This is a genomic window from Methylobacterium sp. Gmos3 (genome assembly GCF_056430985.1).
Window position 1 is genome coordinate 369,374 of sequence record NZ_JBWJYL010000006.1, and the last position, 12,149, is coordinate 381,522.

At 69.8% G+C, this 12,149-nt stretch carries 12 protein-coding genes; 4 read left to right on the forward strand and 8 right to left on the reverse strand.

What is annotated here, in order from left to right:
- Nucleotides 1-219 precede the first annotated feature (219 nt).
- Both ACS5Q7_RS14950 and ACS5Q7_RS14955 read left to right on the forward strand, forming a co-directional pair.
- Nucleotides 220-432: a DUF3126 family protein gene (locus tag ACS5Q7_RS14950; protein ID WP_243957216.1), complete on the forward strand. Its 213-nt coding sequence runs from the start codon at nt 220-222 to the stop codon at nt 430-432.
- A gap of 95 nt (nt 433-527) precedes the next feature.
- A complete protein-coding gene (locus ACS5Q7_RS14955; protein WP_478340075.1) occupies nt 528-857 on the forward strand; it encodes a DUF6949 family protein in 330 nt (109 codons plus the stop codon).
- Between the two features lie 3 nt (nt 858-860).
- Here ACS5Q7_RS14955 and ACS5Q7_RS14960 read toward each other — a convergent pair whose 3' ends face one another.
- Complete coding sequence (locus tag ACS5Q7_RS14960) at nt 861-1,583, reverse strand: transglutaminase-like cysteine peptidase (RefSeq protein WP_478340076.1); 723 nt, start codon at nt 1,581-1,583, stop codon at nt 861-863.
- A gap of 328 nt (nt 1,584-1,911) precedes the next feature.
- Between ACS5Q7_RS14960 and ACS5Q7_RS14965 the strand changes: the two genes are divergently transcribed.
- Entirely contained in the window at nt 1,912-2,169 is a 258-nt protein-coding gene (locus ACS5Q7_RS14965; RefSeq protein ID WP_478340077.1) for a hypothetical protein, read from the forward strand.
- On the opposite strand, the gene ACS5Q7_RS14970 is transcribed toward ACS5Q7_RS14965, so the two are convergent.
- The 7 genes from ACS5Q7_RS14970 to ACS5Q7_RS15000 form a co-directional block, all read right to left on the reverse strand.
- On the reverse strand, nt 2,170-2,802 hold the full coding sequence (locus tag ACS5Q7_RS14970; protein ID WP_478340078.1) for a transglutaminase-like cysteine peptidase: 633 nt from the start codon (nt 2,800-2,802) through the stop codon (nt 2,170-2,172). It abuts the gene before it with no gap.
- Between the two features lie 320 nt (nt 2,803-3,122).
- Complete coding sequence (locus ACS5Q7_RS14975; protein WP_478340079.1) at nt 3,123-4,853, reverse strand: AMP-binding protein; 1,731 nt, start codon at nt 4,851-4,853, stop codon at nt 3,123-3,125.
- A gap of 262 nt (nt 4,854-5,115) precedes the next feature.
- Entirely contained in the window at nt 5,116-5,889 is a 774-nt protein-coding gene (locus ACS5Q7_RS14980; RefSeq protein WP_478340080.1) for an enoyl-CoA hydratase, read from the reverse strand.
- Entirely contained in the window at nt 5,889-6,782 is an 894-nt protein-coding gene (gene mmsB / locus ACS5Q7_RS14985) for a 3-hydroxyisobutyrate dehydrogenase (protein ID WP_478340081.1), read from the reverse strand. The genes ACS5Q7_RS14980 and mmsB overlap by 1 nt, the downstream gene beginning before the upstream one ends.
- A 236-nt stretch (nt 6,783-7,018) precedes the next feature.
- Nucleotides 7,019-8,059 carry an enoyl-CoA hydratase/isomerase family protein gene (locus tag ACS5Q7_RS14990; protein WP_478340082.1) on the reverse strand — a complete coding sequence of 347 codons (1,041 nt, stop codon included), beginning with the start codon at nt 8,057-8,059 and terminating at the stop codon, nt 7,019-7,021.
- Nucleotides 8,059-9,201 (reverse strand): acyl-CoA dehydrogenase family protein, encoded by a 1,143-nt coding sequence (locus ACS5Q7_RS14995; RefSeq protein ID WP_478340083.1) that lies wholly within the window; start codon nt 9,199-9,201, stop codon nt 8,059-8,061. The genes ACS5Q7_RS14990 and ACS5Q7_RS14995 overlap by 1 nt, the downstream gene beginning before the upstream one ends.
- Nucleotides 9,202-9,445: 244 nt before the next feature.
- Nucleotides 9,446-10,942, reverse strand: a complete 1,497-nt coding sequence (locus ACS5Q7_RS15000) for a CoA-acylating methylmalonate-semialdehyde dehydrogenase (protein ID WP_478340084.1) — start codon at nt 10,940-10,942, stop codon at nt 9,446-9,448.
- A gap of 134 nt (nt 10,943-11,076) precedes the next feature.
- Here ACS5Q7_RS15000 and ACS5Q7_RS15005 point away from each other — a divergent pair, with 134 nt between their 5' ends.
- Nucleotides 11,077-11,997: a LysR family transcriptional regulator gene (locus ACS5Q7_RS15005; RefSeq protein WP_478340085.1), complete on the forward strand. Its 921-nt coding sequence runs from the start codon at nt 11,077-11,079 to the stop codon at nt 11,995-11,997.
- The last annotated feature ends 152 nt before the right edge of the window (nt 11,998-12,149 follow it).

Genomic DNA, 12,149 nt, shown 5'->3' on the forward strand with positions numbered 1-12,149 from the left:
GAAGCCGCCTCGAAGGAGGCCTCCAGCCTGCTGCGCGATCCCTGGAGCCCTCCTTCGAGGCCCGCTGACGCGGGCACCTCAGGATGAGGTGAGAGGGTGGGGGCCGCCTCACCATGATCCGTCGCTGCTCTAGCCGGCCCTGCGGCCACGCTTGCGGTGGGGCATCGGGCGTGGCAATCGCTGCGCCTCGCTCCACGCCGCCAGCGGAGAACAGACAGCGTGACCAAATCCGAGATCGCGAAGCTGCAAGCCTACATGCGCCGCACCTTCGCGAACACCAACATTCGCATCCAGGCCATGAAGACCGGCGACACGGCCGAAGTGTTCATCGGCGAGGAGTCGATCGGCGTGGTCGCGGACGACAAGGAGGACGGCGACGATTCCTTCGTGTTCCGCATGGCGATCCTCGACATCGACCTCGAAGACGTCTGAGCCGCCTGTGCACCGGTTAACGCTAAGTAAACTCTCTGCTTAACGTTCGGTAAACGATGGGTCAGATTGCGCGGGCCATTCCGGGACCGCGTGCCATGACCCTCAGCCCCGCCGCCGTCGAATCCCTCCGCACCCTGTGCATCGGCCTCGCCCTGTCGGGGCTGATCGCCAGTGCCTTCGAACTGTTCGCCGCGCGGCGGGCGAGCTTCAACCTGCTGGAGCGGGGCGGCCTCCTGGCGGTGGCGGCCCTGCCGCTCCTGGCCTTCTCGGCGCCGTTCATCATCCTGCGCAACACCGTGCGTGGGCGCCGCATCGAGGGACGACCCTTCCCCTTCGTGATGCTGGCGACGATGATCGCCTGCGGCTGGGGCCTCGTCTCGGGCCGCGTCGCCCTCGACCTCGCGGCGATGATCGTCGGGGTGTGAGCCCTACGGCTCGGCCGTCGCGACCCGCGCGCCCTCCGCCCGTCCCCCGCCGGCATCCTCCTCCAGCGACACCCAGGCCGCGCTCTCCTGGCCCGCCCGCTTGATGAAGGCGTAGGGCACGCTCTTCCACGGGCGGATTTCGTCGGTCTTGTTGTCGAGGATGAAGTCGCCCCGGTCGGTGCGGACGGTCAGCACGGCGTGGCCTTCGTTGATCTCGTCGATCACCACCGTCATCAGCAGCGCCCGCCGGGGCAGGCCGCGCTCGGCGAGCATCCGCCGCTTCAGCAGCTGATAATCCTCGCAGTCACCGAACCCGTCATCCGGGAAATCCCAGCGGTCGGTGATGCCCCAATGGGCCTGGTCGGTCATCGGCTTGATGCGGGCGTTCACCCGCGCGTTGACGCTGCGCAGGGTCCGCCACACGGCGAGCGTCAGGGGAATCACCTTCGGCTGCGTCGGGTCGATGCTGCATTCGTCGGGCATCCGGCGGCAGAAATCCGCCCAGCCGGCGATGCTCCGCGTCGGACCGCCGCCGACCTCGATCGCACTGTCGGGGAGGTCCACGCCGCGATGGGCGTGGGTCGTGGCGCTGCCGAGGGTGAGGATCAGCCCCGTGATGGCGAGGCTCGTGCCCTGGCGGACCCGGCGGAGCAGGAAGCCGGCGCGCCATCGGCCGGCGGTCCAATCGCCGAAGGGAAAGCCCGGAACCGCCGCTCCCTCGCCCATGCTCATCCCGCGTCGCGTGATGAGGGGAGGCTTGCACGCTGCGGTTGCACACACAACCAGAAAATGAACGCGAGTTAATGCGCTGGGTGCCGCCGAGGTTCCATGGGGAATCACATTTTTGCGCGCAGGACTCGGCCCCTGCTCATGCGCTTACGGCATACCGGTCCTGCGAACGCCCCGGTAACCCTTTCACGCTCTTGCTTTTCTCACCCTTTGCCGGCTTGAAATGCGCTGCACTCAACGGCCGGTTGCGGTGCGCCATCGACCATCTTCGCAAGAATGCGGCCACGGAACGGCACCGTGGCGCCAGGGATCCGAGGACATCTCCATGCAGCCCGCCATCCAGCAGGTCATCCGCGCCCTCGCCGAGGATGGACGGGTCGGCGCCCTCGGCATCGCGGAGCACGCGGTGAACGCCTATCTCGAAGGCTCGCCCTCGGCCGGCGACCGTGCCCTGTCGCTCGACATCCTGTCCCGCGACCTCGCCTCGCTGCGGGGAATCGCGCCGCATCTCGCCGCCTTCATCGGCCGGGTCGAGGCCTACGTCGCCGGGCTCGCCCGCTCGGACCTGCCGCGCGCGGCCTGATCAGCGGTTGGCGGTGGTCACCGGCGAGGTGGCACCGCCCAGCGACACCCAGGCCAACGCGTCCTGGCTCTCGCGCTTGATGAACACGTAGCCGGTGCGATTCCACGGCAGGACCGTGTCGGTCTTGTTGTCGAGGATCAGGTCGCCCCGGTCGGTCAGCAGGGTCAGCACGGCGTGGCCCTCGCCCTTTTCGTCGATCACCACCGTCATCCGCATCGCCCGGCGCGGCAGCCCGGACAGGGCGAGCAGGCGGCGCTTCAGCAGCTGGTAATCCTCGCAATCGCCATACCCGTCCTCCGCGAGGTCCCAGTGGTCGGCGACGTGCAGGTGCTCCATGTCGGTCATCGGCTCGACCGCCTTGTTGATGCGGCGGTTGATGGTGACGATGCTGGTCCAGATGGCGGGGGTCAGGGCGATCCGCGCCGGCTCGTTGCGGTCCACGGCGCATTCGTCCGCGTAGGTCTCGCAGAACGTCACCCAGGCCGCGATCGGCCGCGCCTCGGCCTTTGGGACGAGGCCCGGCTCGGTCGGCAGGCTGGCCAGGACCTGCGCCTGGGCCGCCGTGGCCATCCCCGCGAGCGCCAGCGCGGCGACCACCACTCCCCGCACCGCTGTGAGAAATCCCGCGCGCATCGCGTGCAATCCCATGCCTCTACAGACCTAGGATTGCAATCGGTCCACCTCTTTCGCGCTGAAGCGAATACCGACAATTTTACGCATCGGCCGCCGGGCGACGGCAGGCGCGGGGCAAGGTCGATGCGACCCTCGCCGGTTCCGCTAAATGCTTCGGATTGCAGCAAGCAAGCAGTAACCTTGAGGGCTTCTGCCGCGCCTCGACACGTCTTTGCGAGCGCAGCGAAGCAATTCAGGGCAGCGGGACCTTAAAAGACGGAGCGGATCCCTGGATTGCTTCGCTGACGCTCGCAAAGACGGCGAGGGGAGGGTTGCGTCCCTCACCCCGCCGTCTGGTCGGGCTTCTTCTCGGCCTCGCCCTTCAGCTCGGGGAAATCCGCTTGCGTGAAGGCGGTGCCCCGGTATGGGTCGTCGGTGACACCGTCGTGCTCCAGCCGGCGCAATTGCACCCGGCGGATCTTGCCGGAAATGGTCTTCGGCAACTCGTCCACGAATTCCAGGGCGCGCAGGCGCTTGAAGCTCGCGAGCTTGGCATTGGTGAAGCGGAAGATGTCGAGCGCCGCCTCCGGCCCGGCCTTGGCCGCGGCGGTGAGCAGCACATAGGCCTTGGGGATCGTGTAGCGCAGGGGGTCGGGCACCGGCACCACCGCCGCCTCGGCGACGAGGGGGTGTTCGATCAGCACGCTCTCCAATTCGAACGGGCTGATCCGGTAGCCGGAGGATTTGAACACGTCGTCCGCCCGGCCGACGAAGGTGTAGCAGCCCTGCGCGTCCACGAAGGCGACGTCGCCCGTGCGGTAGACCTCGCCCTCGGCCCCGGTCAGGCGCCCGCGCCCGTCATCGTAGCCCTGCATCAGCCCGGCGGGGCGGTGGGCGCCGAGTTCGAGGCAGACTTCGCCCTCGCTCGCCGGCTCGTCGTCGGCATCGAGCACCCGGACCCGGTAGCCGGGAAGCGGCCGACCCAGGGCGCCGGGCACCACCGGCTGGCCGGGGGTGTTGGCCATCAGCGCCGTGGTCTCGGTCTGGCCGTAGCCGTCGCGGATGGTGAGGCCCCAGGCCGCTTTCACCCGCTCGATCACCTCCGGGTTCAGGGGCTCGCCCGCCGCGCAGACCTCGCGCAGGCGGAGGTCGCGGCCGTCGAGCGTTTCCTGGATCACCATGCGCCAGACTGTCGGCGGCGCGCAGAGGGTGGTGGCCCCGGTCTTCTCCAATTGGTCCAGCAGGATGCGCGCGTTGAACGGCGCCTGGTTGATCACGAGGATCGTCGCTCCCGCGTTCCAGGGGGCGAAGAACGACGACCACGCGTGCTTGGCCCAGCCGGGGGAGGAGACGTTGCAATGCTGGTCGCCGGGCTGGAGCCCGAGCCAGTACATGGTCGAGAGGGCGCCCACCGGATACGAGCGGTGGCTGTGGCGCACCAGCTTCGGCTTCGCCGTGGTGCCGGAGGTGAAATAGAGGATCAGCGGGTCGTCCGCCCCGGTCGGCCGGTCGGGCGAAAAGCGTGCGGATTCCGCGAACGCCGCGTCATAGGCGCGCCAGCCCTCCGTCGCCGGTCCGGTGACGATGCGAATCACATCGGCGGTGTCGAGCGTGGCGAAGCGCGGCAATTGCTCCGGCCCGGCGACGATGGCCTTGGCCCGGCCACGCTCCAGCCGGTCGGCCAGTTCCTCGGCGGTGAGCAGGGTGGTGGCGGGGATCACCACCACGCCGAGCTTCATCGCGGCCAGGAACGTCTCCCACAGGGCCGGCACGTTGCCGAGCAGCAGGAGCAGGTGGTCGCCCCGCTTGAGGCCGAGGCCGGCGAGGTGGTTCGCCACCTGGTTCGAGCGGCGGCTCAGTTCGGCGAAGGTGAGCGATTGTTCGGCCCCCGTCGCGGCCTCCACGATGCGCAGCGCCGGCCGGTCGGGATACTCGGCGGCGAGCCCGGCATCGAACCAGTCGAGCGCCCAGTTGAACGGCACCGGCTCCGGCCACGCGAACTGCGCGACGGCAGCGGCGTAATCTGTGCGATGGGCCAGCAGCAGATCGCGGGCCTCCCGGAAGCTCGGCATGGTGTCCTCCCCCTTCTTATTGGTCTCGCATACCCCGATCCGACCCTCGTCTCGCTGGCTCGGCCGGACAGTCTGCTTTTTCCCACCCGTTCCCTCATCCTGAGGTGCGGCGTCAGCCGCCTCGAAGGAGGGCTCCAGACGGCTCCGCGATCCCTGGAGCCCTCCTTCGAGGCCCGCCGAGGCGGGCACCTCAGGATGAGGTGAAGGATGGGATGAATCCGGCTGTGCGGCCAGCCTCCGAGGCCGAGGCCGGGAATGCCCCTTACCGATGCGAAAACGTCGCCGGACGCTTCTCGACGAAGGCGGCCATGCCCTCCTTCTGATCGTCCGTGGCGAACATGGCGTGGAACACCCGCCGCTCGAAGCGCAGGCCCTCGGTGAGGGTGGTCTCGTAGGCGCGGTTCACCGCCTCCTTGGTCATCATCGCGCTGGGCTTCGACATGCCCGCGATGGTCTGCCCGGTCTTCACCGCCTCCTCCACGAGGTCGGCGGCAGGCACGATCCGCGAGACGAGGCCGCAGCGCTCGGCCTCGGCGGCGTCCATCATCCGGCCGGTGAGGCACATCTCCATCGCCTTGGCCTTGCCGACGTAGCGGGCAAGGCGCTGGCTGCCGCCCATGCCGGGCATCACGCCGAGCTTGATTTCCGGCTGGCCGAACTGGGCATTGTCGGCGGCGAGGATGAAGTCGCACATCATCGCCAATTCGCAGCCGCCGCCCAGCGCATAGCCTGCCACCGCCGCGATGATCGGCGTGCGCACGGCGTTGAAGCGGTCCCAGTCGGAGAAGCGGTCCTTGCCGTAGACCTCGGCGTAGGTGAGGTGCTGCATCTCCTTGATGTCGGCGCCGGCCGCGAAGGCCCGCTCCGAGCCGGTGAGGACGATGCAGCCGATGTCCGGGTCGGCATCGGCGGCGGAGGCGGCGGCGATCACCTCGGCGGTGAGCTGCGCGTTGATCGCGTTCAGCGCCTTCGGCCGGTTGAGGGTGATGAGGAGCACCCGCCCCCGGGTCTCGGTGAGAATCGTTTCGTAGGACATCACGCCTCTCCTGCGTCGCCGCGAAGCATACGGATGATGGCGGAAAAGTCCTCACCCCCGTGGCCGAGGCCGTCGAACAACCCGTAGATCTGCGCGGCCTCGGCGCCCAATGGCGTCGCGGCGCCCGCCGCCAGGGCGGCGGCCTGGGCGAGGCGCAAGTCCTTCAGCATCAGGGCGGCGGCGAAGCCCGGCTTGTAGCCGTTGTTGGCGGGGGAGGCCGGCACGGGGCCCGGCACCGGGCAGTAGCTCGTCAGCGACCAGCACTGGCCGGAGGAGACCGAGGCGACGTCGTAGAGCGCCTCGTGCGACAGGCCGAGCTTTTCGCCCAGCGCGAAGGCCTCGCAGACGCCGATCATCGAGATGCCGAGGATCATGTTGTTGCAGATCTTGGCCGCCTGCCCGGCGCCGGCCTGCCCGCAATGGAACACGTTCTTGCCCATGGCCTTCAGCAGGGGCTCGGCCCCGGCGAAGGCGGCCTCGTCGCCGCCGGCCATGAAGGTGAGCGTGCCGGCCTTGGCCCCGCCCGTCCCGCCGGAAACCGGCGCATCGACGGAGAGGCAGCCCCGCGCTTGCGCCAGGGTGTGGGCCTTGCGGGCGCTCTCGACGTCGACGGTGGAGGAATCGATCAGCAACGTGCCGGCCGGGACGGCCTCGGCGATCTGCGTCCAGACCTCGATGACGTGCCGGCCGGCGGGGAGCATGGTGATCACCACCTCGGCGCCCTCGGCCGCCTCAAGCGCCGACCCCACCACCGCGACGCCGGCCTCGCGGGCGAGGTCGAGGGAGGCGGGCACGAGGTCGAAGCCGCGCACGGTATGCCCGGCCTTCACGAGGTTGGCGGCCATCGGCCCGCCCATATTGCCGAGCCCGATGAAGCCGATCGTGCGTGCCATGCTGATGTCCTCCCGTTCTTCTCTCGGTTCTTCCCCTCTCCCCGCCTGCGGGGAGAGGCCCGCCGACACCGCGTCGTGTCGGCGGGAAGCGAAGGCGAAGCCGGAGCGGCGGTGAGGGGGGATCACCGGGCTAGCCCCTTTCGGCGCGCCCCCTCACCCTCGGCTGCCGCCTCGCTTCGCCCCCGGCAAGGGGGGCTCAGCCCTCTCCCCGCAAGCGGGGCGAGGGGATGCCGACCTCACACCGGCCCAGTGCGGTCCTTCGCGAAGACCGGCGCGGCCCGCATTTCCAGCCATCGCGCGATCCGGGCGGGATCGACCTGATCGAGGCGCGGCGGGTTCCAGCGGGGCGACTTGTCCTTGTCGATCACCGCCGCGCGGATGCCCTCGCGGAAATCGCCTTCCTCCAGCAGGGCCAGCGAGGCGTGGAATTCGCGCTCCAGGCAGGCCTCGAGGTTCGGCGCCGCCCGGCCCAGCCGCAGCAGGCACAGCGTCAGCACGAGGCTCGACGGCGCCTTGGTGAGGAGCACCGCCTTCGTCTCGGCCGCGAAATCCGACCCATCCGCGTCGAGGGCGGCAAGGATCTCGTCCACCATATCGAAGGCGAAGCAACGGTCGATCACGTCCCGGTGGGCGGCGAGCGGCGCCGGGCCGGGGTCTTTCGCGAGGCGGGCGAGGACGGCCCCCACCGCCTCGCCCGAGCCAAGCGCCGCGATCACGTCCGGCAGCGACGTGGAGGGGACGAACGCATCGGCCATGCCGCACAGGATGGCGTCCGGGGCGCCGATCTGCGCGCCGGTCAGGCCGAGATAGGTGCCGAGTTCGCCGGGCGCGCGCGGCAGGAGCCACGTCCCGCCGACATCCGGCAGGTAGCCGATGCCCGTCTCCGGCATGGCGATGCGGGAGCGCTCGGTGACGATCCGGTGCGCGGCGTGGCCCGAGAGCCCGACGCCGCCGCCCATGGTGATGCCGTCCATCACGGCCACGAACGGCTTCTCGTAGCGGCTGATCCGCGAATCGAGGCGGTACTCGTCCCGCCAGAACGGCTCGGCGGCGGCCGTCTCGTTCTCGTAGAGGGAGCGCAGGTCGCCCCCCGCGCAGAGCCCGCGCTCGCCCTCGCCGGTCAGCAGCACCGCCGTCACGGCCTTGTCGGCGGCAAACCGGTCCAGCGCCCGGTCGATCAGCCCGACCATCTCATGGTTGAGGGCGTTCAGCGCCTTCGGCCGGTTGAGGCGGAGGCGCCCCAGGCTGCCTGCGGTCTCGACGATCACCGCGTCCATCAACGGCCCCCGATCAGGGCGCGGGCGACGATCACCCGCATGATCTCGTTCGTGCCTTCCAGGATCTGATGCACCCGCAGGTCGCGGACGATCTTCTCGATCCCGTACTCCGCGAGGTAGCCGTAGCCGCCGTGCAGTTGCAGCGCCTGGTTCGCCACCTCGAAGGCGGCGTCGGTGACGTGGCGCTTGGCCATGGCGCAGAGCTGCGTCGCCTCGGGCGCCTTGGCGTCGAGCGCCCGGGCGGCGTGGTGCAGGAAGGTCCGCGAGACGGTCAGCGCCGTCTGCATGTCGGCGAGCCGGAATTGCAGCGCCTGAAAGTCCGTGAGCTTCGCGCCGAAGGCCCGGCGGTCGCCCATATAAGCCAGCGCCTTGTCGAGCGCCGATTGCGCGCCGCCCAGCGAGCAGGCGGCGATGTTGATCCGGCCGCCGTCGAGCCCGCTCATGGCGATACGAAACCCCTCGCCCTCGGCGCCGAGGCGGTTGGCGACGGGCACGCGGCAGCCGTCGAAGCGCACGGCGCGGGTGGGCTGCGCGTTCCAGCCCATCTTGCGCTCGTTGGCGCCGAAGGAGAGGCCGGGCGTGTCGCCCTCGACCAGCACGGTGGAAATGCCCTTCGGCCCCGCCTCGCCGGTGCGGACCATGCAGACGTAGAGGTCGGCGGCGCCGGCGCCGGAGATGAACTGCTTCTCCCCGTGGAGCACGTAATGGTCGCCGTCCCGCTCGGCGCGGGTGCGCAAGGCCGCCGCGTCGGAGCCGGAGCCCGGCTCGGTGAGGCAGTAGCTGGCGATGGTGTCCATCGTCGTGAGGCCGGGGAGGAAGCGGGCCCGCTGTTCGTCCGAGCCGTAGGCGTCGACCATCCAGGCGCACATGTTGTGGATCGACAGGAAGGCCGCCACCGTCGGGCAACCCATCGCCAGCGCCTCGAAGATCAGCGCCGCCTCGATCCGCCCCATCCCGGTGCCGCCGGATTCCTCACGGACATAGATGCCCGCCATGCCGAGCCCGGCCGCCTCGCGGAGCGTGCCGACGGGGAAGGTCTTGGTCTCGTCCCATGCGAGGGCGTGGGGGGCGATGTGGTCGGCCGCAAAGGCGGCGGCCATGTCGCGGATCGCGGTCTGGTCCTCGTCGAGGCCGAATGGCATGGGTGATTCCTCCCCGTCCCGGAACGCAGCGCGGGTTTCCCCCTCTCCCCGCGAGCGGGGAGAGGCCCGCTGACACCCCGTCGTGTCAGCGGGAAGCGCAGGCGAAGCCGAAGCGAGGGTGAGGGGGGCTGCCGGAAGAATCTCGTCCGGCCCACCCCCTCACCCCCGGCTGCCGCCTCGCTCCGGCGACGACAGGGTCGCCGGAGCCCTCTCCCCGCGAGCGGGGAGAGGGGATGCCCGCCCTTTACCGCATCGTGGGAATCGAGAACTCCGCGCCGCTCTTGATGCCGGAGGGCCAGCGCTGCGTGATGGTCTTGGTCTTCGTATAGAAGCGGATCGAGTCCGGGCCGTGCTGGTTCAGGTCGCCGAAGCCGGAGCGCTTCCAGCCGCCGAAGGTGTGGTAGGCAATCGGAACCGGGATCGGCACGTTCACGCCGACCATGCCGGTGTTCACGCGGGTGGTGAAGTCGCGGGCGGCATCGCCGTCCTGGGTGAAGATCGCGACGCCGTTGCCGTACTGGTGCGTGGAGGGCAGGGCGAGCGCCTCCTCGTAATCCTTGGCCCGCACCACCGAGAGCACCGGCCCGAAGATCTCTTCCTTGTAGATCGTCATGTCCGGGGTCACGCGGTCGAACAGCGAGCCGCCGAGGTAGAAGCCGTTCTCGTAGCCCTGGAGCTTGAAGCCGCGCCCATCGACGGCGAGCTGCGCGCCCTCGCGCACGCCCGTCTCGATGTAGCCGCGCACCTTCTCCACCGCGTCGCGGGTGACGAGGGGGCCGTAATCCGCCGCCTCGTCATGGGACGGGCCGATCTTCAGCGCCTCGACGCGGGGGATCAGCCGTTCCATCAGCCGGTCGGCGGTCTTTTCGCCCACCGGCACGGCCACCGAGATCGCCATGCAGCGCTCGCCCGCCGAGCCGTAGCCGGCGCCGATGAGCGCATCGACCGCCTGGTCCATGTTGGCGTCGGGCATGACGATCATGTGGTTCTTGGCGCCGCCGAAGCACTGGGCGCGCTTCCCCGTCTGCGCGGCGCGGACGTAGATGTATTCCGCGATGGAAGACGAGCCGACGAAGCCCACCGCCGAAATGTCCTCGTCATCGAGGATGGCGTCCACGGCTTCCTTGTCGCCGTTCACGACGTTCAGGATGCCCGGCGGCAGGCCGGCTTCCAGGAAGATCTCGGCGATGCGGAGCGGCACGCTCGGGTCGCGCTCGGACGGCTTCAGGATGAAGGCGTTGCCGCAGGCGATGGCCGGGGCGCACTTCCACAGGGGGATCATCGCCGGGAAGTTGAACGGCGTGATGCCGGCGACCACGCCGAGCGGCTGGCGCAGGGAATAGACGTCGATGCCGGTTCCGGCCGATTCGGTGAACTCGCCCTTCAGCAGGTGCGGGATGCCGCAGGCGAACTCCACCACCTCGACGCCGCGCTGGATGTCGCCCTTGGCGTCCGGCACCGTCTTGCCGTGCTCGGAGGCCAGCAGCTCGGCCAATTCCTGGTTGTAGCCGCGCATCAGTTCTAGGAAGCGCATCATCACGCGGGCGCGCTTCTGCGGGTTGGTCGCCGCCCAGGCCGGCTGGGCCGCCTTGGCGTTCTCCACCGCCGCGCGCATCTCCGCCTTGCTGGCGAGGGCGACCTTGGCTTGAACCTCGCCCGTGGACGGGTGGAACACGTCCGCCGTGCGGCCGCTCTCGCCGCCGACGGTCCGGCCGCCGATGAAATGCCCGATGGTGTGCATGGCGTATCTCCCTGTGATTCGAGCCATATCGGCTTTTGCCGCAACAGTATCAGCCCCTGCTGAGCGATAAAGCTGGACCGGCTCGCATCGGTCGTGCATCGATGCACGGCGTTTGTCATGCGGCGGGTCGGGTCATGGTCGCGCGGAAGATCGCGGGAAGCTGGGACGACCTGCGCTTCTTCCTGGCCGTCGCGCGGACGGGCACGCTCAGCGCCGCCGCCCTCCAGACAGGCACGGAGCACACCACGGTCGGCCGGCGCATCCGCGCCCTCGAAGGGGTGCTCGACGCGCGGCTGTTCCACCGCAGCAACGTCGGCTACGCGCTGACCGAGGCCGGCGAGAATCTGCTGGCCGCCGCCGAGGGCATGGAAAGCGCCTTCCTCTCGGCGAGCGCGGCGGCAGAGGCCGCGCACACCGTGTCCGGCACGGTGCGGATCGGCGCGCCGGACGGGTTCGGCAGCGTCTTCCTGGCGCCCCGGATGCACCGTCTGACCAGCCGGCATCCGGGTCTGGAGGTCGAGATCATGGCCACCGCCCGGATCTTCAGCCTGTCGAAGCGCGAGGCCGACATCGTGGTGAGCCTGTCGCCGCCGCAGCAGGCGCGGGTGGTGGCGCGGCGGCTCACCGATTACCGGCTCTTCGTCTACGGCGCCGAGAGCTACCTGGCGCAACACCCGCCGATCCACGCAACCGGCGACCTCGAAGGGCATTCCTTCGTCGGCTACATCGAGGACATGCTGTACACGCGGGAGCTGAACTATCTCGGGTTCCTCGGGCCGGCGGTTTCGGCGCGGCTGCGCTCCACGAACCTGCTGGCCCAGGTCCACGCGACACTGGCCGGGGCGGGCCTGTGCATCCTGCCGGCCTTCATCGCCGCCGCCCATCCGGGGTTGGAGGCCGTGCTGCCGGAGGCGGTCTCGCTGACTCGCGCCTTCCACATGCACATCCACGAGGACCACCGGCAGGCGGCGCCGATCCGGGCGGTGGCCGCCTTCATCGCCAGCGAGGTCGAGGCGGCGCGGGAGCTGTTCGCGGGCAGCGCGCTCGCTTCCTGACCCACGCCCCGTCATTGCGAGGCGGAGCCGAAGCAATCCAGGGCGCGCCTTGTCCGGATTGGGCAGTGCCGGCTGGATTGCTTCGCTGTCGCTCGCAATGACGGGGACGGTGCGAGGCGCGTCGCCCCCAGGTCACAGATGGCGCAAATCGC

Excerpts from the sequence above, each read along its gene's own strand:
- ACS5Q7_RS14990 (WP_478340082.1), bottom strand. The coding sequence starts at position 8,059 with ATGGACGCGGTGATCGTCGAGACCGCAGGCAGCCTGGGGCGCCTCCGC.
- ACS5Q7_RS14955 (WP_478340075.1), top strand. The coding sequence starts at position 528 with ATGACCCTCAGCCCCGCCGCCGTCGAATCCCTCCGCACCCTGTGCATC.
- ACS5Q7_RS15005 (WP_478340085.1), top strand. The coding sequence starts at position 11,077 with ATGGTCGCGCGGAAGATCGCGGGAAGCTGGGACGACCTGCGCTTCTTC.
- ACS5Q7_RS14995 (WP_478340083.1), bottom strand. The coding sequence starts at position 9,201 with ATGCCATTCGGCCTCGACGAGGACCAGACCGCGATCCGCGACATGGCC.
- ACS5Q7_RS14975 (WP_478340079.1), bottom strand. The coding sequence starts at position 4,853 with ATGCCGAGCTTCCGGGAGGCCCGCGATCTGCTGCTGGCCCATCGCACA.
- ACS5Q7_RS14965 (WP_478340077.1), top strand. The coding sequence starts at position 1,912 with ATGCAGCCCGCCATCCAGCAGGTCATCCGCGCCCTCGCCGAGGATGGA.
- ACS5Q7_RS14960 (WP_478340076.1), bottom strand. The coding sequence starts at position 1,583 with ATGGGCGAGGGAGCGGCGGTTCCGGGCTTTCCCTTCGGCGATTGGACC.
- mmsB (WP_478340081.1), bottom strand. The coding sequence starts at position 6,782 with ATGGCACGCACGATCGGCTTCATCGGGCTCGGCAATATGGGCGGGCCG.
- ACS5Q7_RS14980 (WP_478340080.1), bottom strand. The coding sequence starts at position 5,889 with ATGTCCTACGAAACGATTCTCACCGAGACCCGGGGGCGGGTGCTCCTC.
- ACS5Q7_RS15000 (WP_478340084.1), bottom strand. The coding sequence starts at position 10,942 with ATGCACACCATCGGGCATTTCATCGGCGGCCGGACCGTCGGCGGCGAG.
- ACS5Q7_RS14970 (WP_478340078.1), bottom strand. The coding sequence starts at position 2,802 with ATGCGCGCGGGATTTCTCACAGCGGTGCGGGGAGTGGTGGTCGCCGCG.